This window comes from Armatimonadota bacterium, from assembly GCA_039679645.1.
GTDB lineage: Bacteria > Armatimonadota > UBA5829 > UBA5829 > UBA5829 > UBA5829.
Genome location: JBDKUO010000061.1, coordinates 1 through 23,681 on the forward strand (window position 1 = coordinate 1; position 23,681 = coordinate 23,681).

11 protein-coding genes and 1 rRNA gene are annotated in these 23,681 nt (G+C 49.8%); 10 read left to right on the forward strand and 2 right to left on the reverse strand.

Annotation, left to right across the window (positions count from 1 at the left end; genetic code table 11):
• Both rrf and ABFD83_12475 read left to right on the forward strand, forming a co-directional pair.
• A 5S ribosomal RNA gene (rrf, locus tag ABFD83_12470) occupies nucleotides 1-91 on the forward strand; the annotation flags it as partial.
• 116 nt (nucleotides 92-207) lie between these two features.
• A complete protein-coding gene (locus ABFD83_12475; protein ID MEN6357884.1) occupies nucleotides 208-1,257 on the forward strand; it encodes a hypothetical protein in 1,050 nt (349 codons plus the stop codon).
• Nucleotides 1,258-1,346: 89 nt separating this feature from the next.
• Here the strand turns inward: ABFD83_12475 and ABFD83_12480 are convergent, their stop codons facing one another.
• Nucleotides 1,347-2,039 carry a prepilin-type N-terminal cleavage/methylation domain-containing protein gene (locus ABFD83_12480; GenBank protein ID MEN6357885.1) on the reverse strand — a complete coding sequence of 231 codons (693 nt, stop codon included), beginning with the start codon at nucleotides 2,037-2,039 and terminating at the stop codon, nucleotides 1,347-1,349.
• 356 nt (nucleotides 2,040-2,395) lie between these two features.
• Between ABFD83_12480 and ABFD83_12485 the strand changes: the two genes are divergently transcribed.
• Genes ABFD83_12485 through ABFD83_12505 form a run of 5 tightly spaced genes read left to right on the forward strand, consistent with a single transcriptional unit; the run spans nucleotide 2,396 to nucleotide 15,939 of the window.
• Nucleotides 2,396-5,410 (forward strand): beta-galactosidase, encoded by a 3,015-nt coding sequence (locus tag ABFD83_12485; protein ID MEN6357886.1) that lies wholly within the window; start codon nucleotides 2,396-2,398, stop codon nucleotides 5,408-5,410.
• Nucleotides 5,410-8,421: a beta-galactosidase gene (locus ABFD83_12490; GenBank protein ID MEN6357887.1), complete on the forward strand. Its 3,012-nt coding sequence runs from the start codon at nucleotides 5,410-5,412 to the stop codon at nucleotides 8,419-8,421. Before ABFD83_12485 ends, ABFD83_12490 begins: the two co-directional genes overlap by 1 nt.
• A gap of 24 nt (nucleotides 8,422-8,445) precedes the next feature.
• Entirely contained in the window at nucleotides 8,446-11,478 is a 3,033-nt protein-coding gene (locus ABFD83_12495) for a beta-galactosidase (protein MEN6357888.1), read from the forward strand.
• Nucleotides 11,478-13,703 (forward strand): beta-galactosidase, encoded by a 2,226-nt coding sequence (locus tag ABFD83_12500; protein MEN6357889.1) that lies wholly within the window; start codon nucleotides 11,478-11,480, stop codon nucleotides 13,701-13,703. Before ABFD83_12495 ends, ABFD83_12500 begins: the two co-directional genes overlap by 1 nt.
• A 4-nt stretch (nucleotides 13,704-13,707) precedes the next feature.
• Nucleotides 13,708-15,939, forward strand: coding sequence for a beta-galactosidase (locus ABFD83_12505; GenBank protein ID MEN6357890.1), 2,232 nt, complete (start codon nucleotides 13,708-13,710; stop codon nucleotides 15,937-15,939).
• Nucleotides 15,940-16,106: 167 nt separating this feature from the next.
• Here the strand turns inward: ABFD83_12505 and ABFD83_12510 are convergent, their stop codons facing one another.
• Nucleotides 16,107-18,314 (reverse strand): hypothetical protein, encoded by a 2,208-nt coding sequence (locus tag ABFD83_12510; GenBank protein ID MEN6357891.1) that lies wholly within the window; start codon nucleotides 18,312-18,314, stop codon nucleotides 16,107-16,109.
• Between the two features lie 190 nt (nucleotides 18,315-18,504).
• Between ABFD83_12510 and ABFD83_12515 the strand changes: the two genes are divergently transcribed.
• The 3 genes from ABFD83_12515 to ABFD83_12525 all read left to right on the forward strand — a co-directional run bounded on the left by ABFD83_12515 (nucleotide 18,505) and on the right by ABFD83_12525 (nucleotide 23,398).
• The gene (locus tag ABFD83_12515) at nucleotides 18,505-21,531 is read left to right on the forward strand and encodes a beta-galactosidase (GenBank protein ID MEN6357892.1); all 3,027 of its coding nucleotides are present in this window, start codon (nucleotides 18,505-18,507) and stop codon (nucleotides 21,529-21,531) included.
• 286 nt (nucleotides 21,532-21,817) lie between these two features.
• Complete coding sequence (locus ABFD83_12520) at nucleotides 21,818-22,435, forward strand: prepilin-type N-terminal cleavage/methylation domain-containing protein (protein ID MEN6357893.1); 618 nt, start codon at nucleotides 21,818-21,820, stop codon at nucleotides 22,433-22,435.
• A 306-nt stretch (nucleotides 22,436-22,741) separates the two neighbouring features.
• Entirely contained in the window at nucleotides 22,742-23,398 is a 657-nt protein-coding gene (locus tag ABFD83_12525; protein MEN6357894.1) for a prepilin-type N-terminal cleavage/methylation domain-containing protein, read from the forward strand.
• Nucleotides 23,399-23,681 lie beyond the last annotated feature (283 nt).

Below are 23,681 nucleotides of genomic sequence, written 5' to 3' on the forward strand. Positions count from 1 at the left end.
CACCCGTTCCCATTCCGAACACGGAAGTTAAGCCCACCAGGGTCGACAATACTTGGGCGTTAGGCCCCGGGAAAATAGATCGTCGCCAGGTTTTATTTGAAAATAGCCTGCTGTTCATCAAGAACAGTAGGCTATTTTGTGTGTGACGGAATTGAATATATGTGTCTCCATGCTATAATGCTGCATCTGAAATCAATGGAGGCAAATATGAGATGTGTGTTACGCTTGTCAATACTTGTCTTAATGATGGCGACAGCCGCTCAATGTCAGATCATTGACCATACTGCGGTTGACCTGGTGGACAAAACACCACAGTCTGTGATGGATTCAGTGGGCCGTCAGAAGTGGTTCTTCACACATGCATCAGTCGGAGCCAACATGATAGACGGCATGAACGATCTTCACAGTATGAACAAAAACCGCTATCAACTGACGGTATCCAGCGTTGGCTATTCCGGCATGCAGGCGTCTGCTCCTCCCAGTCCCACAACGTCGGGCTGTATTTACGAATGCAATCGCGGAAACCCCGGCTGGTCGTCTAAGTTTACCATATTCGATAACTCAGTCAGATTGGCAGGTTGGCGCTACCCGAGTGTGGATTTGTGTATGGACAAACTCTGCTATATAGACCAAAATGCGAGTGCTTCCCAGTACTTATCTGTTATGTCGGGGCTGGAGACGTATAGTCCCAAAACGATCTTTGTATATACGACTATGCCGTTGATGACCTCAGAAGATTCGGACAATGTGCTTAGAAACCAGTATAACGATGCCGTTAGAGCATATTGCTGCATAAACAAGAAACTGCTGCTGGATATTGCCGATATTGAGGCTCACGATCCTAATGGAGTAGAGCAGACTTTTCAGTATGGCGGCAATACTTATCAGAGGCTTTTCAGCAGTTATACCTCCGACGGCGGTCATCTGAACTCAACAGGTCGGCAGAGAGTAGCAAAAGGCTGGTATGCCGTTGCAGCAGCGACTGTTCCTTACGGAGTCAACAACCGAGGCGCGGCAGACAGCGTCACTGGAACCGCCGCCCTGCAGAAATGGTTTATGGTTTGGGGAAAGTTTGTTCCAGACGGCGCCAATTCATTCTGGGTGGATGACGGTGGCGGTAATATGGTAAAGGTTATCGCTCCAGGCTTCAGCGGAATCGATCAGGGAGATACGGTTATAGTCTGGGGAGCGCTGGATAACTCGATAGGCACTACAGTTATTACTACTACGTCCGGCAGGATAGTCGATTTGGATTGATATAGTGACGTAGTGTCTTATCCCCGGGTGACTGTTCAAAAACTTAAAAGGCCGGAGATAGTTCCGGCCTGAACTTGCATATTACGTGATCAGCCCTTAAGTATGCGCCAATAATAGTAGCCATCGGACTCAGTCTTTGCTACTGTCATGAACGAGACATGCCCATCGCAGAAGCAGAAATTCCCGCCCTTGTTGGATCCGCCGGAATGATAATAGTAAAACTCTCCATCGTCGCCAGTTGCCCCATTACTCCATGGCTCCGCGGACCAGTCACCGTCTATATTTTCGGATACTAGAATAGTTCTGGTAAGTTGAGGGACAGTGGTAATTTTTCTGTATCCAACGTATGCTGAGCCCCCATTATTCATTGTAATGTAGACGTTGATTCCATAGTGGCCGGTTATCAGAGGACCAGGCATTCCTTTGGCATTTATATCAGCCGCATCATAATGCTGTGGCTTTATAGTATGTACCTGTACCGGACACAACAACACGGAGTGGTTTTTCAGATATTTGCCTTCCAGGCGGGTCCTCCATGTGCTATTTGTCCATATACCCATCCCCTGAGTAGTATTCCATGCAAATGGCGTGTTGCCGTTATTGTCATCGCAGTACATGCTTATTGCTTTGCTGATCTGAGACATGTTGTTGAGACACCTGGTTTTGTTAGCTTGTTCTTTTGCGCCTGTATACACCGGAAACAGAATTGCTGCCAGTATTGCTATAATTGCAATAACAACCAGCAGTTCGATAAGTGTGAAACCTTGATGCTTTTTCCCCATATTAATCCCTCTTTTCGTGAACTATGGTCTGATCTTAGAGTCAGACTTGCCCACCCCGGTCCAAATTGCCTGCCAGCACATTAGAACCGATTTTCCAGGGATACCCATATATGTGTAATAGCGCCCACAACCACACACTAACGCACATATTATATTGATCCCGGCAGCTTACCATTTGCATTATGGGTTGATTGCAGCAAATTGTCAATGGTGATTATTGATTTTTAGTCGGCAGCTCTGAATGTATTGACAAAGCCTCATCAATATGCCACACTGTGAGCGCCGACCGAATTTACGGCGGCTGTACACAGTCATTGCAAAGGTTTTTAGTTTAGCCCTACATGGAGGTAGATTTGGTGTATTGTCTTCTCTTTCTTGCCCTTCTCACGTTCCCAAGCGTTTCATGTGATGAGGTAAGCCTCTCCTCAATTGATATACAATCCTGCCAGTCCAATGTCAACCTTGTTTCAAACGGCAGCTTCGAAGAGTTGGAAGCGGGCGGCATGCCCAAAGGATGGCGATGGGACAAGGGCGATGTAGATGCATCCTGCAAAGTCGATACAAAATCGGCTCTGGATGGACGTATTTCTCTCAAGATTACAAATACCACTCCTGCACAGGCTGGTATTAACGCTCAGATTGTTGTTTCCAAGCCTATTTCACTTGAACCCGGCAGACAATATACACTAAGCGCATGGACCAAATCGTATAATCCGGGTTTTACCCGTATATTTGGCAACATGGATCTAAAATACCGTATCTCCATTCCCGCAACAAGCGGTAAATGGGAGCGTGTATCTTGCACATTCACCCCCACAGAAAAAGACAAAGACTTCGAGATAAGCATTCTTTCCAGGGGCGAGACAAACGGTGTCTGGCTCGATGACATAAGGCTGGAGCAGGGCGGCAGCGCCGCTCTCAGCAATCCCAGCCCTGGTTCGAGGCCTGGCTTTCGTCTCTGTGCGGACAACAGAGATATAGAAATATTGACTGAGGGCGCTTTCAGCGTTCCTTTCTTAGTGTGTGTTCCAAAGGCTTTTTTGGGTGTGATTGAGGCCGACATGTCCGGCAAGAGCTTCGCAAAGCGTGTTGACCTGAAGCCGGGGTTTTCTAGGATAGTCGTGAATGGCATGTCGGATAGCGCGGAATATGGTACGAGAAAAATCACACTGCGGCTTCTGGAAGCAAACAAAGTGATATCCTCGGCTTACGCAAACGTTCAGTTTTATTCTACGCCGTATGCGAAGTCTCGCCTCAAAGCACTTGGGCAAAAATTGCCAAGACTAATGGCAAAACTCGGACAGCTAAAAGCGCGCGGGCAGGATGCTTCCTATCCAATGGTGAGCTATAGTGTGCTGCAAAACTCAACCGACTATGCCGTCAAAGATGTCGACAACGGCCGCACAAAGCGCGCAATTTCACAGCTATCGGATCTGGATCAAATTGAAAAGCAGCTAAGCAGTGATTTGAGTAGGGCAATGGCGGGCAAGCTTGTATTTCCATCTGTGCCAAAATGGACCGGTGACACCCGTCCCGTTATCAAAGGCAGTTCTTTTATCGCGCCCACAACCACCTTCGGAAAGCCTGGTCGTGATATGCGCCCGGTCTTTTTCAACGGATACGGTCACTTTGCCCTTGCTCAATCGGATATCGAGAAGTTTCCAGGTTATGGGATAAACATCATTCAAATGGAAATTGTGCCTTTGGACGTTTTTCGAGATGAAGGCAAAGTCAATGATCCCGGCGCTGGACTGGTAAAAACTCTCGACAGGGCACAGCAAGCCGGGGTTGCAGTCAATCTCCTGCTTTCTCCTCACTACATACCCGACTGGATGTTCACCAAGTATCCCGAGCTTAGGAAAAAGCGTGAGGGCTTCATTCAGTATTGTCTTCACTCTCCTAAGGGGATGGAACTGCTCAAGCGTCATATAGCGCTGATAATAAATCCGATCAAGGATAAGCCGGCGCTCCACAGCATATGTCTTTCCAATGAGCCTCAAAATGAAGAGGAGCCGTGCGAGTATGCGACAAGCGAGTGGCGCGTATGGCTTAAAACTCGTCATGGTGATATCGCTACTCTCAACTCCCATTGGGGGACTCATTATGCAAGTTTTGACGATATAGAGCTTCCCGATCCGTTCAAGCTGGAGCATGAGGTCCCGACGCCAATATGGTCGGACTATATTCGCTGGAACCAGGAGTTCTTCACGAGTTGGCACAAGATGCTGGCGGATGCGGTTCATGCCATTGCGCCGAACCTGCCCGTTCATCCCAAGGTCCAGTCGACGACCATGTGGACCACTCCCGAGGTTATTTACGGCAACGATCCTTATCTATATTCGTCGATCATGAATATAAGCGGCAACGACGGCATCAATGTTTACACATACGGTGAGCAGCAGTTTGCAAGCGAATGGCTCTCGAACGCTCTCACTTACGACTTGCAGAGATCGATGAAAGACGCTCCTATATACAATTCAGAAAACCACATTATGTGGGAGGAGGATTACAGGACAGTTCCTTCCCGGCACATTCATACGGCGTTGTGGCAGCAGGCAATCCACGGTCAGAGCGCTACTACTCTGTGGGTCTGGGAGACTGCGGATTCTCCGGATATAGAGGCGAGGCCTTTTTACGGATGCATCTTGTATCGGCCTGCCTGTGCAAGAGCAGTCGGCATAGTAAATAATGATTTGAACCGTGCAGCCAAAGAGGTCACTGCGCTGCAGGAGGCTCCTTTCCAGGTGCAGATTCTGCACTCAACCAGCGCAATGGCGTATCGCGAGAGAGGATATGAGTCTTGTTTTAAGAACCTCTATACCGCTCTGGACTTTAGCGGCGTCAAGGTCGGGTTCGTCACCGAAAGGCAATTGGAGGGCGGCATTATGCCCCAAACATCGGTGCTCTTTGTGCCGGACGTCAGGCATCTCTCGAATGCGGCGTTTGCAGCATTGAAGAATTATAAGGGTCGAATAGTTATGCTGGGCGACCAATCACTTGGGTTTGATGAATACGATAAGCCAAGGTCGGATCGACTCGCTTCTACTTCCATATTATATAGTAGGGCAACTGCCCTGCACGATTTGTGGAAATCGCTCGTCTCTGAGACGGTCAAACTGAATTTACGACCTCGCGTGGAGGTGCTGGACGACAAGGGCGGCTATGTGTGGGGAGTAGAGTGGCGTCAGGCCGATACAGCCGATGGGACTCTAATCAATATGTGCAATTATCTGAATAACCCGGTCAGCGTAAAACTCCATATAAAAGGAAAGGGCGTGAAAGCCGTCGATGTCCTGACAGGTGAGATCGTGTCGGGAGTAACTAAGCTCCAGCCGCTTGAGACGCGGCTTTTGAGAGTGAGGAATCAATAATGACCAAAAGAGTGTTGTCTCTGGCGGTTTTTCTGCTTTGCGCATGCTGCGCTATCGCATACGGCGATGATGTGCGCCTTTCGTCTATTAAAGTGCAACCCGCAAAGGTGAACGTCAATCTGCTGCCTAACGGCGGTTTCGAGTCTATTGATGCGAACGGAATGCCGATTGGCTGGAACTGGAACAAGCGTAATACGGATGCCGTCTGCATCGTGGATGAGAGCACGGCTATTGGTGGGAAGAGGTGCCTGAAGTTTACAAACACTGTTCCTCTCGAACCGGGCCATACGGCGCTGCTGTCGATGACCAAAGATATTGTGATCGAACCCGGCAAGACCTATACCCTGAGCGCATGGGTCAAATCGAATGATGCGATGCTCGGTCTGATATGCGGCGACAAAGGCTGGCGGTATCGTGCGCTGCTTCCGAATACTGGCGGCAAATGGGAGCCTGTGTCGGTGACATTTAGCGCGGACAAAGCGGATACGAGCTTCAGCCCGTTCCTGCAGATTGAAAGCCCGACAACGGGTCTGTGGCTTGACGATGTCAAGTTCGAGGAAGGCGGCTGCGCTACATACGATGCTCTTCCCGGTGAACCGGCAAAATCGGTTCAGGTATGGCCGGAAAGTAAAAACGTTGAAGTCATGACTGACGGCGCGTTCAGTGTGCCGTTTGCCCTCAAAGTGTCCAAGATGTTTTCCGGAACAGTAGATGTAAGCCTTTCCACATCCAGGAAGCAAATTCTGCAGCGAGTGAATATGAAGCCGGGAATTTATCGGATTACAGTAAACGGCAGTTCGATCAGCGCAGGATATCAGCCGAGGATCGTAAAAGTCCGTCTTCTTGACGGCAAACACGGACTTGCCGCGGCTGCGACAAGTGTTCAGTTTTATTCTCATGCGTATACCAAGTTTCATTTGCAGAGCTTGGAGCAGAAGCTGCCTTGTCTGAAGGCCAAACTCGACGAACTGAAAAAGCGCGGGCAGGACGTATCCTATCCGATGGTGAGCTATACTGTTCTGGAGAACTTCACCGGTTACGCCGAGTTGGACGCGGACAAGGACGAGCTCAGACGCGCTGTGCTGCAGCTATATGATATGGAGAAGATGGAGACCCAGCTTGAGCAGGAACTGACTCAAGCGCTGGACGGTAAGCTTACGTTCGCTGCGGTCCCTCGCTGGACGGGAGACACACGCCCCATAATAAAAAGCAGTTCGTTCATAGCGCCGACAGTCACGCCCGGCAAACCGGGACGTGAGATGAGACCGGTGTTTTTTACGGGCTACGGTCACTTCAGCCAGGTGCAGGCGGATATCGAAAAATTCCCCAACTATGGCATCAATATAGTTCAAATTATTGCCGGACCCTGGTGTGTATTTCCCGAGGAGGGCAGAGTCGATGCAAGCCATTCCAGGTCGATCAGGGATTTGTTGGATCGTGCTCAAAAGGCAGGGGTCGCAGCTAATGTGCTGATAAGCCTGCCGTGGATTCCCGCGTGGGATGTCCAGAAGATTCGCGCGCGCGGCGGTGATGCGGATCATTATCTGCGCTCGCCTGAGTGCATGGAACTGACCGAACGCTACTTGCAGGAATTGATCCCGCTTATAAAGGACCATCCGGCTCTTCACAGCATATGCCTAACAAACGAGCCGGGCTATGGCGGAGATACCAGCGAGTATGCGGTTCGAGACTGGCATGCGTACCTTGCTAAGCGCCACGGTGATATCAATACTCTCAACAGCCGTTGGGGGACAAACTACGCGAGCTTTGATGATATCAAACTGCCGTATAATGACAAGGACCCTGATAATCCGGCAGGCAGACGTTTGGACTGTGTTCGCTGGAACCAGGAGTTTTTGGCAGGCTGGCACAAGTGGGTTGGTGATATTATTCATAAGGTCGCGCCGAATCTGCCCGTGCATGCCAAGGTCCAGACATTTACAACGCTCGATTATATGTATGCAGACTTCGGTAATGACGCCTATCTGTATAGCCAGGCGACAGACATCAACGGCAACGACAGCATGAACTGGTACAGCTTCGGGCGCGGAGAGTTCGCCCAGGGCTGGATGCAGCACACCAGGGGTCACGATCTGCAGAGGTCTGTAAAGGATGCTCCTGTTTTCAACTCGGAGAACCATCCGATAGGTGACAAGGAGATCAGATACATTCCGGGAGCGCAGGTTCGCACGACTCTCTGGCAGGAGGCGATTCACGGCCAAAGCGCAACTACTATCTGGGTCTGGGAGCGCACATTCGACAGGCTCTATGATTTCGCGGGTAGCATAATGCACCGCCCGGCATGCGCCGCCGCCGCAGGTTTGGTAAACCTCGATCTTAACCGAGCAGCATATGAGGTTACGGCCTTGCAACAGGCTCCTGCGCAGGTGCAGATTCTACAAGATACGAGCGCATCTGTCTATGAAGGCGAAAGCTATGACACATGCTCGATCAAGACATATATGGCTCTGGGATTTTGCTGCGTCAAGATAGGCTATATCACTGAGAGGCAGTTGGAAGACGGAATATTGCCGACCGCACCGGTTGTATTTGTGCCTAACGCCAGGCATTTATCTGATGCGGCATTTCGCACACTGCAAAACTACAAGGGCCGCGTAGTAATGGTCGGCGATGGACTGCTTACCTGCGACGAATATGGCCGTCGCAGAGATATGAATATTTCTGCAGACACAATGCCGTATACCCCGACAAAGACAACAGCTCACGATCTATGGAAGTCGCTGCTTGCCAAGCTCTCAGAGTGGGGTGTGAGCCCAAATATAGAGCTGGTGGATGCGAAGGGCAATCCGGTTTGGGGTGTGGAGTCCAAAGAGGCCATTATATCCGGCGGCACAGTGATTAACCTATGCAATTATCTTAACAAGCCTGTTTGCGTCAAGCTCAGCTCAAATGAAAAAGAGATAAAAGCTGTTGACGTGCTCACAGGCAAGAGTGTGTCAATTCTTCGGCTTGAGCCGCTCGACTATAGGCTGCTGAAGGCAAACAACTAAGCCCGCGGGTTATGAGGTGAATACGTGTATCGATTTCTTATTATTGCAACAATACTAGGCATGGCTTGCTGCGCCGCCAATGGTGACGATGTCAAGCTGGCTGCAATCAGCGTTCGCCCCAACAGCGTCAACGCCAATCTCATTGCAAACGGCGGCTTCGAGCAGATCGGAGAGAATTCTTTTCCAACCGGTTGGAGCTGGAATAGAAACAACACTGATGCAAGTTGTGTTTTAGACACAGCATCGGCTGCCGGTGGGCAGAGGTCGCTGAAATTTGTTAGCACTACTCCGATGGAGGCAGCATATACCGCTCTGCTGACGGGTTCCGGCATCATTAAGATCGAGCCGGGCAAGCTGTACACCATAAGCGCATGGGCGAAGACGACCGACCCCGGGCTTGCATCGATTATCACGGGCAATGCGTGGCAATACAGGCTGAGCCTGGAGCCGACGGGCGGTAAGTGGGAGCCTTTTTCGCTCACGTTTGTGCCCGGTGAGCTGAGCAAAGAGGTTCATACGTATTTTCAGATCGAGAGTGCGACTAAAGGCATATTGCTCGATGAGGTGAAGCTCGAAGCAGGTCCGCGCGCCACGTTTGACGCTGTTCCCGATGAGTTGAGCGACAGGGTTGGGCTGTGGTCGGCAAGCAGCCATATGCAGGTGAATGGCGAAGGGGAGTTTGTTGTTCCTTTTGTCCTTTACGTCCCCAAAGACATTTCCGGTACACTCGAAGCGAGTATCTCGACGTCCAAGTCGCGCATCAGCCGGATGGTCAGCCTGGCAAGGGGGATATATCAGATAGATGTGGACGGTTTGGCGGCTAGCGCCGTCTTTATCCCCAGACAGGTAAACCTCCGCTTGATCGAAGGTAAGCAGACAGCATCGGCAAGCACGAATGTAAGGTTCTATTCAGAGAAGTACGCAAAGGCATGCCTCGATGAGATAGATCAGAAGCTGCCCGGCCTCAAGACCAATCTGGAACTGCTTAATGCCCGCGGCCAGGACATATCTTACCCTCAAGTCTCATACACCGTGCTCGAAAACTTTGTCGGTTATGCTCGGGAGGACGGCGAGAAGGGCGAGGCAGAGCGCATGATCGAGCAAGCAAACGATATGAAGGCCATCCTGACAAGACTCGAAACGGATGTCTCCGAGGCTCTTGCGGGTAAGCGCAAGTTCCCAGCGGTCCCAAGATGGACGGGCGACACACGTCCGGTCGTAAAGGGCAGTTCGTTCATTGCACCCACGACCACACCAGGCAAACCGGGGCGGCAGGTTCGCCCGGTCTTCTTTACCGGTTACGGTCACTTCAGCCAGGTTCAAAGCGATCTGGAGAAATTCCCCGGCTACGGCACAAATATTATTCAGATGGAAACATCTCCTGGTAATGTGCTGCCGTCCGACGGAGTTGTGAATGACGAGCCTGCTCGTTCGGTGCTGAAACTGCTTGACAGGGCGCGCAGCGCCGGAGTTGCCGTCAATCTCCTGCTGAGCCCGCACTACATGCCTGCTTGGGCATATGAGAAATATCCTGACCTGAAAAAGAAACGTGAGAGCTTTATACAATATTGTACGCATGACCCGGACGGCCAGGAACTGCTCAAGAAATATATCTCGGCAGTCGTCACACCGATCAAAGATCATCCTGCTCTGCACAGCATATGTATTTCCAATGAACCGATCAATGTGGAAGAGCCATGTGAATATGCCGAGCTTGGCTGGCATAGCTGGCTCGAGAAGCGTCACGGCGATATCGCCACACTAAATGCCAGATGGCAGACGAATTATGCGAGCTTTGATGATGTAAAGCTCCCTAACCCGTTCGACGCAGACTGCAAGAAACCGATCGGTAGATGGGTGGACTACGTCCGTTGGAACCAAGAGTTCTTCGCGGGTTGGCACAAGATGCTTGCCGACGCCGTGCATGCCGCAGCTCCCAATGTCCCCGTTCATGCCAAAGCTATGACATATACATTCTCTGATCCTAACAGTATAAGGTTCGGGGTAGATGCATATCTTTTTGGGAGTGTGTGCGACATCAACGGCAACGACACAATGGACTGGTGCAATTTCGGCAGCGGCGATTTTGCTCAGGGCTGGATGACTGAAGCCAGGGGACATGATCTTCAAAGATCGGTAAAGGATGCTCCGGTCTTCAATTCAGAAAACCACATAATGGGGGATAAGGACTCCAGATATGTACCTGCGTCGCAAGTAAGAGCGGCGCTGTGGCAGGGGGCTATTCACGGCCAGAGCGCCACAACTATATGGGTCTGGGAGCGCACACTTGACCAGGCCAGCGACTTTTATGGCAACATAATGCACCGGCCAGCATGCGCGAGAGCGGTCGGGATAGTCAACTGCGATTTGAACCGTGCAGCGAAGGAGGTCACCGCAATCCAGCAGACTCCCGTGCAGGTGCAAATTCTGCACGATACCAGCGCGCTCACTCTCGATGGGGACGGTTACAGCCCCTGCGCGATGAAGCTATATATGGCGCTGAGCTTTACAGGCGTGAAGATAGGATTCGTGACTGAACGCCAGTTGGAAGATGGGATCATGCCCAGCGCGCCGGTGTTGTTTATACCTAATGCCTCTTATTTATCCGATTCGGCGTTCAAGACACTGCATGGATATAAGGGCAGGTTGGTGACTCTGGGAGGCGAGCCGTTGGCATATAACGAATATGGCCAGTCGAGGCAGACAAAGCTTGCTTCGGATATTATTGAGTATACTCCCGGCAAGACTTACGCAGACGATTTATGGAAGTCGCTATTATCCAAGCTGCCTGGCTGGAATGTAAAAAATCAAGTAAAGCTGACTGATGCAAAGGGCAAGCCTGTCTGGGGTGTCGAGTACCTGCAAGCGTGTACCTCAAACGGAACGATTGTCAATATGTGCAACTATCTAAATAATGCCGAAAACGTCAAACTATCAAGTGGCGGCAAGGCCGTGAAAGCAGTGGATGTGCTTACGGGCAAGTCCGTTTCGGGCGTAATAAAGCTCCAGCCTCTCGAAGTCCGGCTGCTGAAGATCGCACAGACCGGAGGAAAGTAATGCGCAGATTATTATTGATTGCGATAGCTATATTTGCCGTCTGCCAGGCATCCGCCTGGGCTGATGAAGCTGCCGCCGACGCGAAAAGCGCAGCACAGATAAAGTCCGGCCTGGATGTTATAGAGAAATCGCTGCCGTCCATCAAGGCCGATCTGGACAAGCTCAAGGCCGGAGGTCAGGATATATCTTACCCGATGGTGAGCTATACTGTGCTGGCGAACTTTGTCGGCTACGCAAAAGAAGATGTCGATAAGAATGAGGTCCAAAGGGCGTCTTATGCTCTCTCCGATATGGAATGGATAAAGCGCAAGCTCGAATCGGATATGTCAGATGCTCTGTCCGGCAAATGCAAACTCCCCGCGGTACCCAGATGGACTGGAGACACTCGTCCTGTCATCAAAGGCAGCTCTTTTATTGCGCCTACTACAACGCCCGGCAAGCCGGGTCACCAGATGAGGCCTGTGTTCTTCAACGGCTTCGGTCACTTTTCAGAGGTCTGCGAGTCCATCGAAAAATGGCCGAGCTACGGCACCAATATTATCCAGTTTGAGACCGGTCCCACAGTCGTGTTTCCTGAAGAGGGAAAAGTGGTCGATGCAAGCCCGGGTATATTGAAAATCCTGGACAGGGCGCAAAAGGCAGGTGTGGCAGTGAATTTCCTGCTCAGCCCACACTATTTTCCAGATTGGATGTTCGCGAAGTACCCCGAACTCAGAAAAGCGCGTGAGTATTTCTTTCCGATGTGCCTGCATGCGCCTGAGACTCAGGAACTGCTCAAGCGATACGTCAAACTGGTCGTCGAGCCGATCAAGGATCACCCCGCGCTGCAGAGTATCTGTATCTCCAATGAGCCGCGCAATGTCGAGGAGCCGTGTAAATATGCCGATGAGCAGTTCCGCACCTGGCTTAAGGCTCGTCACGGTGATATTGCAACTCTGAACAGTCGTTGGGGAACCACTTATGCCAGTTTTGATGAGATAACGGTTCCGAACCCGTTTGCGGGCGCTGATGCCGAAAAGCCTATGGGGCGATGGGCTGATTTTGTCCGATGGAACCAGGAATATTTCACTGCCTTTCACAAGATGCTTGCCGACGCAGTTCATGAAGTTGCGCCGAAGTTGCCGGTGCATGCCAAGGTTCAGAGTATGACTTTTGGATGCGCAAGCGAATTGAAGTGCGGCAATGACGCTTATCTGTATGGGACTATTTCCGATATCAACGGCAATGACAGCAACTGCTACTATGCCTTCGGTGGCGATGAGGACGGATATGCCAACGAATGGTTGGAGAACGGCATATATTACGATCTGCAGAGGTCTGTAAAGGACGCTCCGGTCGTCAATTCCGAAAACCACATTATTCGTGACCGCGAGACCAGATATGTGCCGCCGGAGCATATTCGTGCCGCTCTATGGCAGGAGGCGATCCATGGGCAGAGCGCGACCACTATCTGGGTGTGGGAGCGCACGTTCGACCATGGCAGCGATCTGTACGGCAGCATAATGCAACGGCCTGGGTGCGCACGGGCAGTGGGGATAGTTAACCTTGACCTGAACCGCGCCGCATACGAGGTCACTGCTCTGCAGCAGGCTCCGCCGCAGGTTCTTATTTTGCATGACACCAGCGCTTTGATTTATGATAAAGAAGAGTTCGACAGGTGCATGTTCAGAACGTATATCGCGCTCAACTTCTGCGGACTTAAGATCGGTTTTGTGACCGAGCGGCAGTTGGAGGCGGGTCTGGTCCCGACCACTTCGGTCTTGTGCATACCTAATGCCAGACATATCTCGAATGCAGCGTTCAGCGCGCTTAAGAAATACAAGGGTCATGTTATAATGCTGGGCAATGAGTCTCTGGCATATGATGAGTTCGATAATCCCAGGTCCGAAAAGCTTTCGGGTGACGTGATTCCGTTTTCCAGAAAAGACAATCCGGCAAGAGATGTCCATAATTTATTGATGGCCAAGCTGAATGCCTGGAAAGTCTGTCCGAAGGCAGAGTTGGTGGACGAGAACGGCAGCCCGGTCTGGGGAGTTGAGTGGCGAGAAGCCAATACTGCGAACGGGACCGTTGTCAATATTATCAACTATCTAAATAAACCTATTAGTGTTAAGCTAATATACAAAGGTAAGGCTGCTAACACGACTGATGTGCTCACCGGTAAATCGGTAGCGGCTATAATAAAGCTCCAGCCGCTGGAAGTTCGGCTATTGAGAGTGAGGTAATTAAATGTACAGATTTCTTTTGATTGCGATTGCCCTGTGCTTCGCATGCCCAATAGTTGCTATTGCGGATGAAGCCAAGATTGACGCTACAGCGGCTCAGGCTGCAACCATAAAAGATGGCCTGCTGGCTATCGAAAGTTCGCTGCCGTCCATAAAGGCCAATTTGGACGAGTTAAGAGTCGGCGGCCAGGATATCTCCTATCCTATGGTGAGCTATACGGTTTTGCAAAACTTCGTAGGCTATTCCAGGGAGGAAGTCGATCATGGCGAGATGAAGCGTGCGGTAGATCAGCTTTCCGAGCTTCAATGGATACAGCGCAAGCTCCAGTCGGATATATCTGCAGCTTTAGCCGGCAAGTGCAAATTCCACGCTGTTCCAAGATGGACCGGTGATACCAGGCCGGTAATCAAGGGCAGCTCTTTTATTGCTCCCACAACAATTCCTGGTAAGTCGGGTCGCGAGATGCGTCCGGTCTTCTTCAATGGTTATGGCCACTTCGGGCAGGTTCAGGATGACATAGAAAAATGGCCGAACTATGGAACTAACATTATTCAGTTTGAGGTTGGTCCCTGGAATGTGTTTCCAGAGGAGGGGAAGGTTAATGACCCCAGCGCAGGTCTGCTGAAAACTCTGGATAGAGCGCAAAAGGCAGGTGTTGCAGTCAATCTTCTGCTCAGTCCGCACTATTTTCCGAACTGGATGTTCAGCAAGTATCCTGAGCTAAAGAAGCACCGGGAATATTTTCTACCTATGTGCCTGCATGCTCCCGAGAGTCAGGAACTGCTCAAGCGCTATGTCAAACTGGTTGTTGGGCCGATCAAGGATCATCCGGCTCTGAACAGTATATGTGTATCAAATGAACCACGCAATGTCGAGGAGCCGTGCGAATATGCAAATGTTCAGTTTCGTGCCTGGCTAAAAGATCGCCATGGGGATATAGCCACACTCAATAATCTGTGGGGAACCAGTTATGCCGGCTTTGAAGATATAACAGTTCCTAATCCGTTCGACGAAGCGAACGCTCAAAATCCTATGTGCAGGTGGGCGGAGTTTGTCCGCTGGAACCAGGAGTTCTTTGCGCAGTGGCATAAGATGCTGTCTGATGCGGTTCATGAGGTCGCTCCAAACTTACCCACACAAGCCAAGGTTCAGTGTTTTACCCTGGGCTCTGCTGCTGAGCTCAAATGCGGTAACGATGCCTATCTTTATGGCAAGATTTTCGATATCGACGGCAACGACGGCACTAACTACTATGACTTTGATAAGAAAGAAGACTATAACAGCTCGTTCTTGGAGAACGGCATTTACTATGATCTGCTGAGGTCGGTAAAAGATGCACCTGTCTTCAATTCTGAAAATCACATAATTCGGGACCGCGACACCAGAGTCGTGCCTGCCGAGCATGTTCGCACCGCTCTCTGGCAGCAAGCGATCCACGGACAGAGCGCAACCACAATATGGGTGTGGCAGCGCGCTTTCAATCCTACTGACGACCTATACGGCAACATCATGCACCGGCCCGCTTGCGCAAGAGCTGTGGGAATCGTTAACTGCGATCTAAACCGTGCCGCATATGAGGTTACTGCCATTCAGCAGTCTCCGGCGCAGGTTTATATTCTGCATGACACCAGCGCGCTCATCTATGATAAAGAGGAGTGCGACAGATGTATGTTCAGGACCTATCTTGCGCTCAACTTCTTCGGCATGAAAGTAGGCTTTATCACTGAGCGGCAGTTGGAGGACGGTATTTTACCGAAGGGATCGGTGCTCTGCATTCCCAACGCAAAACATATATCCAACGCGGCATTTAATACTCTGAAAAAATATAAAGGCCATATTGTTATGTTGGGCAGTGAGTGCCTGGCATACGATGAGTATAACAGACCGAGAAGTGGGTCCATTAAGGGCGAAGTAATCCCGTTCAGTAGGAAAGACGTATGGGAAAGAGATATTTATAAGGCTCTTAAGCCAAAGCTGGCTGCATGGAAAGTCTGTCCAAAGATAATGGTTGTGGACGCAAAGGGCAATGCAGTCTGGGGAGTGGAGTGGCGAGAAGCCAAGACAGCGAATGGGACAGTTGTTAATTTGTGCAACTATATGAATACTCCTGTCACTATTAAGCTGCTTTCAAACGGAAAAGATGTTAAGGCAGTAGATGTGCTTACCGGCCAGAAAGTGTCGGGCTTGATGACTCTTAAGCCTCTGGATGTGCGGCTGCTGAAAATAAAGAAATAGAAAAAACGGTGGAAAGCTGAAAGTGGAAAGCATGAATGCTCATTTAGAAGTTCACTTTTCAATATACGGTTTTTCATTGATTACTTGAACAGATAGGCGGCGAGATTCGAACTCGCCGCCTATATTTTGAAACAGAAATGCGGGATATCATATCCCGATACTCCATGCTATACTTCGGGCAGGGATAGTATTGTCCAGTCAGTTGTAATCTCAGCCAGACTATCGGGTATCTCGCCATAAAGCCCCTGGATCGCTGCGTGCATGTTGTCCTGCTCATCTTTCCAGAGAGCAATATCTACCCTGTCTTCCAGCCGGATATCCAACCCACCACCGCTCAGTAATTTTAACCCACCGGCAGCCACAGCAAGCACATTACCATCAGCATCCAGCTTTACTGCAGAAAGACCAATTGTATCTATATCTATCTGGTGTCCGCCTATCGAAATTGTTTCGATGATAGGGTCTCCTTCAGGATCATTTTCAGCGGATACAAATACATGCGTTCCATCCAGCAGGCGGCAATGGCCTTTCACCGGCGGCGCTGCATATTTGAACCATACGGCGTTCTGTGTGTCAACAGAAGGGGTCTGCTGCTCGACACCTGCACTGCGCTGATAATCGGCGACCATTCGCGCTGCTTCAGTCAGATCATCCGGCAGAGCCTGCAGCCCGGAAAGAGCCCGGCTCGCATCGAACCGATTGCCTGAAAAGTCTTTTGTCCAGAAGCCGTTATAGAAGAGTTTAGTCTTGCCGGTAGATGCTCTGTTTATGAAATCGGCCAGACTGTTTCCCTGATACTCGGGATGATATATGATCAGCGTCGAGTAAGCCTGGGCGCCATATCGCACGCAGCCGTCTTCGCCTAACTTAAGACTGCCGCTGTCTATCTCATCCGTCGGTATCAAGTCAGCCGGGTAACCAGCTTTCCAAAGCTCTTCGGCAAGTTTTAGCCCGACATCGTCGTAGCCGGGCCCGGCCCAGTTCATTGCACATGCATGACCGAATACAACAGCAACTGGGCAATCCAGCGGAGCCTTTGTTATGAAATTGAGCATGCGAATGCGGCTCTCTGCGCGCATAAGTCTGCCTTGTAAAATATCGACCTGCTCCGAGTCCGGTGATATACCATCTGGAAGGGGAAATACAGGATGATAATTAACCCGCCCCCCTGCCAGACAGTTCGACCACAACTCTCTGGCGTAGTCATATTTGTTGCTGGAGTAGAACATGTTGTACCAGAGCGGGCTGCCCCATTTCTTTGCCAGAGCCGTACGCACGCAATGCGGGGTTATCTCATCTGTCTGCGCATAGTCGCGTTTTGCCACCCACCAGTGAAGGCCGTTTTTCATGATCTCATGCGAATCCGGCACCGGCCACCAGGTAGGGTGGGTGCACACAAGAGCCGAGGGTCCCCATGTCTGCTTTACGGCGTCGTAGAAGTCGGCTTCGATCTCGCCATTGCGCTGCCAGGCCATTTGCATAAACTGATTGATTGCCATCTCGCGTTCGCCCTGCCTGCCTTCTTCGCCTGCATACATCAGCAGGCAATCGCGTACAAGATCGCGCCCGCCTGTGATCTTGTGGTAAGCCTCGGCTCGATACCTTGAGAACCAGAAGTTGTTTTTCTCCGGCCAGCCATTAAAGCATGGGGGAAACCCCCATTCGTCTTTGCACGCACCGGCTAACGGAATGTGTTTATACATGTCTAAGATATCGCGTTGGAACTCTAACAAATGTGGAGCAAAAACATCAGGCGTAAAGTGCGCAAACGCGGCCATGACGCAGGCAGCTACTTCCTTTTCGGACTCGCTTTCGGGAAGCGAGACACTTACACACAATTGCGATTCTTCTTCAATCTCGCAATTATCCGTGATATCGCAAACGCTGCCTGCTTTGATCCCACTGGAGCCCTTTATATATGAATAGACTCTTATCAGGCTTCCTGACATAGCTACGTATGGAGTATTATCTACCGTATAGTGGTCTTCCAGAGATATGGGGTTGATGCTGACTTTTGTGCGCTGCGTGGAGTGTAGTTTTATCTCAGTGATTCGGAGCATTTCCTGAAGTTCATTCGGGTATTTTTCCATGAAAGATGAACGCGCAAGCCGCGCATCCAGGTCCATCGCCAGACCTATTCCGCGCTCTCGCGCGTAAACCGCAGCCTGGCGTATATGCTCGATTACTGCAGGGTCGGTTAATTCTTTTGGAGCGCGGATACTGGTTGTCAAGATATTAAACGGAGAATGCTTTGCTGCATGATCGATAAACGCACGATATCCCTGCGCTTCAAACTCTTTCTCCCACCAAAACCATGTACCGATTACCGGCGGTAAGTTCCCCGGCAGCCTTATATTGGTTGTGTCTAGTTTCACTGATTTCTCCCTCAGATCGAGTCGAATGTTTCCTTGACAAGCTCTACACCTTTCTTCATAATAACACTAAGTGGAAGCTGAATAAAACACTGGCATGTAAATTTAGCGGAGTCGGGTGGGCTATCGCGTAAATGTTTTAGGGATACCTGCAGGTGTGGTACCTGACAGGACACAGACATGGAGGCATTTGATGTACCGTTTCCTTTCGACTTTTTTTGCTTTGTGTGTAGTATGCACATGCGCATACGGCGCTGACGTGGATATTGCATCCGTCAATGTGAGGTCTGCCGAAGCGAATCCGAATCTCATACCCAACGGCAGTTTTGAACAGCCTGGTGGGAACGGGTCGGCCAAGTGGTGGAGTTGGGGCACAAGATGGACCGCCGACACAACCTGCACACTGGATAAAACAACTGCTGTCAGCGGCCGGCAATCCTTAAGAATTACGAACAATACTCCCCTTGAATCGCCGTATACGGGACTTCTTACACTGACCAAATCTGTTGTTGTAGAGCCCGGCAAGCCCTATACTCTCAGCGCATGGATCAAGTCGAATGGTACGGGCGTATCTTCCATATGCGCTGGTGCGGGCTGGCGCTACAGAGTGACTCTGCAGCCCACCGGCGGCCTCTGGCTGCCTTTTTCAATGACATTTACTCCTGATGATGCCGATAAGAACAATCTCGGCATATTTGTTCAGTCCGAGTCTCCGACCAAGGGCTTATGGCTTGATGATTTCAAGCTCGAACAGGGTGAATCCGCTACGTATGATCAGGTTCCTAACGGCACAGCAAGTTTTCTTCAATTGTGGCCCGAGAGTAGAGACATGGAGCTTTTATCCGAGGGCAGCTTCAGCGTGCCTTTCCTGCTGAACGTCCCCAAGAGCATCAATGCTACTCTTGAAGCGAAGATATCTACATCTAGCAAGATTATCACTAAAAATGTAAGGTTGGAGCCGGGTATGGTCCGGATTGTTGTCGACGGCAGTTCAAAGAGCGCAAAGTACACTCCGAGAACGGTTACGCTTCGCCTCCTTGATGGTGATAAGGAACTCGTTTCGGCCAAGACCGACATTCTGTTCCATTCTCAGTCATATACGAAGGCCGGTCTGCAGCGTCTTGAACATGAACTACCAGGTTTAAGGGCTAAACTTGAACAACTGAAGTCCCGAGGTCAGGATGTTTCATATCCCATGGTGACCTATACAGTCCTCGAAAACTTCATAGGTTACGCGATGGAAGATACTGACAAGAACGAGGTCAAGCGCGCATCCGATGCTCTTTCAGATATGGACTTGATTAAATCAAGGCTGGATAAAGAGTTGTCCGAGGCTTTGGCGGGTAAGCGAACATTTGCAGCCGTTCCGAGATGGACCGGTGATACTCGCCCGGTGATAAAGAGCAGTTCTTTCATTGCGCCCACGGTCACGCCGGGTAAGCCAGGTCGCGAGATGCGTCCTGTATTCTTCACCGGATACGGTCACTTTGCCCAGGTTCGCGCCGATATGGAAAAATGGCCGAATTATGGGACTAATATCATACAGATCGAGATCGGGCCGTCAAGCACTCTGCCGGATGAGAACAAGGTGAATGATGAGCCTGCGCGCGATTTGCTGAAACTCCTCGACAGAGCTCAAAAGTCGGGAGTCTGCGTGAACCTGCTGATAAGCCCGCATTATGTTCCGGGATGGGTAACGGATAAAATGCGAAGCAAGTCCGCATCAGCGTTCCTGCACTATATCAATCGTGACCCGATCAGCCATGAAATGATCAAACGTCACATTTCAGCGCTTATAACACCGATTAAGGACCACCCTGCGCTCCACAGCATATGTCTTGCCAATGAACCGACTGTTTTTGGTGACAATTCTGACTACGCCGTTGCCGACTGGCACGCATGGCTAAAGGACAGGCACGGCGACATCAAAACTCTGAATGATCGCTGGGATACGGATTATGCGAGTTTCGATGATATTAAGCTTCCGTATGCCCAGGGTGAGACCGAAAAGAGCCCGATGGGCAGATGGTTGGACTGCGTGCGCTGGAACCATGAGTTTATGGCCGGCTGGTATCAGATGCTTGCCGATGATGTACATGAAATTGCTCCAAATCTGGCTGTGCATATGAAAGTCCAGACTCCGACCCTGCTTGGCTTTGCCGAAGTCCAGGCAGGCAATGACCCTTACCTGGTCGGGCGTGTAAACGATATCAATGGAAACGACTCCGTGAACTGGCCCAGTTTCGGCGGTGGCGAGTTTGCTCAGAGCTGGATGACTAACGCCAGGGGTGAAGATCTCCAGCGGTCAGTGAAAGACGCTCCGGTCTTTGACTCTGAGAACCACATAATCGGCGACAGAGACACCAGATATATTCCGGGGCAGGTGGTTCGAGCGGCTCTGTGGCAGCAGGCGATCCATGGCCAGAGCGCGACCACGATCTGGGTATGGGAACGCACATATGACAGGAATCATGACTTTGCGGCCAGCATTATGCACAGGCCGGAATGCGCGGAGGCGGTAGGCATTGCAAACTATGATATGAACCGGGCCGCCGATGAGATCACAGCGCTTCAACAGGCTCCCGCGCAGGTGCTGATCCTGCACGATACGTCCGCAATGGTCTACGACGGAGAGCCATATGATACCTGTTCCAAGAAAGCATATATGGCTCTTGGCTTTTGCGGTGTGAAGATGGGGTTTGTCACCGAGCGCCAGTTGGAGGCCGGAGTTGTGCCGAATGCGCCTGTCGTTATGGTTCCCTATGCCAAGCATCTCTCTGACGCAGCGTTTAAGACTCTGCAGGCATACAAAGGCCGGATAGTTGCTCTCGGCGGCGATGACTTGCTCGCATATAACGAGTATGACAAGAAGAGATCAGAGAGTCTCAATGCTGAGAGAATTGCATATACTCCAAGTGTTACAAGTGAGCAAGATCTTCATAAGCTGTTTCTGGCTAAGTTGTCGGGGTGGGGAATCGCTCCAAAGATCATGCTCCTTGACGGCAAATCGAACCCTGTGTGGGGAGTGGAATGGAAAGAGGCAGATACAGCCGATGGGACGCTGGTCAATCTCTGCAATTATCTGAACGAACCAATAAGCTTCAGATTGTCTGATAAAGGCAAGAATGTCAGCGCAGTAGATGTTTTGACAGGAAAGGTTGTGCGCGGCATAATAAATCTTCAGCCTCTTGATGTGAAGCTGCTGCAAGTAAAAGATTAGCTGCTAAACCAAAAAATGTATGTAATTGAGCCTTCCGGCTAATGTCGGAGGGCTCTTTTTGCTTTTCTTTGTCTGCATTCTCCTTGGCATGGGTCCGTCTTTTTGTGCAAAAAGAACTTTTTAACCCTTGACAAGTTGCCAATATTAACCCATAATGTGCATGTAAGTGCGTTACGGTGATAATAAAAACACTGAGGGACACCATAAGCTTGGCAGGCAGATATGTTCTAATGTTTTTGAAGTCGCACTGCGGGCGGGCGAATATTTGCCTGGGAGGATGTTTACAATGAGGAGAGGGTTTACTTTAATTGAACTGTTGGTCGTAATCGCGATCATAGCAATTTTGGCGGCAATATTGTTCCCCGTCTATACGACTGCAAAGGAGCATGCAAATGCCACAAGGTGTTTGAATAACCTAAAGCAGTTGTCAACAGGTTTGTTTATGTATTGTGATTCAAACAATGGGCGTATGCCTGCCACTATACCGCATAACGGTTCGTATACTTGGTGCGGAGTAGGGCCAAGTGGAGCAGGTTATGACTGGCATATAGAAAATGCCAGCCTCTACAAGTATGTAAACAATATAGATACATTTCATTGTCCTACTACATATCCCAAGAATCATAGGCAAACCTCCTATGGGCTGAATCAGGATCTTAATGGCCAAATTTTAGCAGTAGATACAGCCGGGCGTACAAGCCAGATAATGATGCTGCTTGATGAGGAAAATAATAACGATGGCAATTGCGCATATAATGATCCTGCCGACCAGCCCACCGTAATTCATTTCAAGGGAGCGAATCTTGCCTATAGTGACGGCCATGTCAAGTACAAGACAAAAGCTCAGTTGGTGAACGAATACAAAAGCGGTAATTGGACTTCCAACCACTTAAAGTTCCATTAAATATGGTGTCGTGATAAATGTCTGCAAATCCCTCTGGCTAATATAGCTGGAGGGATTTTTCATTTCTGACTATTAGGAACCAACCGCCCGAACGAGTTTGATGAATCTGCTTCGAACCTGAAGCTGTGGATAAATTGCAAAAAATATACCCCTTGACAAACTACCATTTCCAACCCATAATATTACTGTTAGTTGTGATGTGGCAAGAAATACATCATAGAAAACATCAGACAAATATTGGCTAATGGTGCTGGCAGGCAACCAAGTAGCGGGGAGGGGCAACTAACCAAGAAGGGGTTGTTTATTATGAAAAAAAGAGGGTTTACGTTAATTGAGCTGCTTGTTGTAATTGCCATTATAGCGATATTGGCAGCGATCCTGTTTCCAGTTATGACGAATGCAAAAAAGAAAGCGCAGCAGTCCACTTGTGCCAGCAATTTGAAGCAGTTGATGATGGGTATCCGCTCATATTGTGATGATTTTAACGGAGGGATGCCGCTGTGTACCTATATTATAGGGACACCTGAAGCATGTGACTGGTCAGGGTGCCATAATGCCGCTGGTGGAACTTGGAACTTGCAGGATGCGACAATATTGCGCTATATTAGAAATACCAAAGTATTTGAGTGTCCATCGAATTCCGCTTATCGGAATAAATGCCCATATGCCATGAATTGGAAAATCGCAAGTCTTAGATACTATAGAAAGCATTGCATTCTGGAGACTATAACAGCAGGCCGTTCTTCTCGTGTTGTTGTTTTGATTGAAGAATTAAAACCTGATGATTCTTACTTTATGTGGGGAAATGAGTACCAAGATTTCAGCATCATTCACCTTGCAGGTGGAAACAATGCATATGCTGATGGTCATGTAGCGTATAAATCCCAGGCTTACATGCGTGGACAGAAGAAGCTGGCGAATCAAAACAGTATGGACAGTTGTCTCTACGTTCCGGGCACCTAGTATTCTTATGCATTTCATAGTTAGGCACCCCTCGATTGTTTATTGTCGAGGGGCATTTTTGTTTTTGTATCACAAAAAAACTCCTCTTTCCTTCTTCGATTATAAACCTAATGACAGCCGGGCAGAAAGCCGAAAATGGAATAGACTACGGCGCTTGAGGTCTCCCGAGTAAAAAACTGCACATCTGGCCGCGTATGTCATTGCATATATGCCAACACTCATGCATTATTAAAAATACCCTTGACGCAGCAGTAATAGTGTGGTATGTTTCAATATAGTGGTT

Excerpts from the sequence above, each read along its gene's own strand:
- ABFD83_12500 (MEN6357889.1), top strand. The coding sequence starts at position 11,478 with ATGCGCAGATTATTATTGATTGCGATAGCTATATTTGCCGTCTGCCAG.
- ABFD83_12490 (MEN6357887.1), top strand. The coding sequence starts at position 5,410 with ATGACCAAAAGAGTGTTGTCTCTGGCGGTTTTTCTGCTTTGCGCATGC.
- ABFD83_12520 (MEN6357893.1), top strand. The coding sequence starts at position 21,818 with ATGAGGAGAGGGTTTACTTTAATTGAACTGTTGGTCGTAATCGCGATC.
- ABFD83_12525 (MEN6357894.1), top strand. The coding sequence starts at position 22,742 with ATGAAAAAAAGAGGGTTTACGTTAATTGAGCTGCTTGTTGTAATTGCC.
- ABFD83_12480 (MEN6357885.1), bottom strand. The coding sequence starts at position 2,039 with ATGGGGAAAAAGCATCAAGGTTTCACACTTATCGAACTGCTGGTTGTT.
- ABFD83_12475 (MEN6357884.1), top strand. The coding sequence starts at position 208 with ATGAGATGTGTGTTACGCTTGTCAATACTTGTCTTAATGATGGCGACA.
- ABFD83_12505 (MEN6357890.1), top strand. The coding sequence starts at position 13,708 with ATGTACAGATTTCTTTTGATTGCGATTGCCCTGTGCTTCGCATGCCCA.
- ABFD83_12515 (MEN6357892.1), top strand. The coding sequence starts at position 18,505 with ATGTACCGTTTCCTTTCGACTTTTTTTGCTTTGTGTGTAGTATGCACA.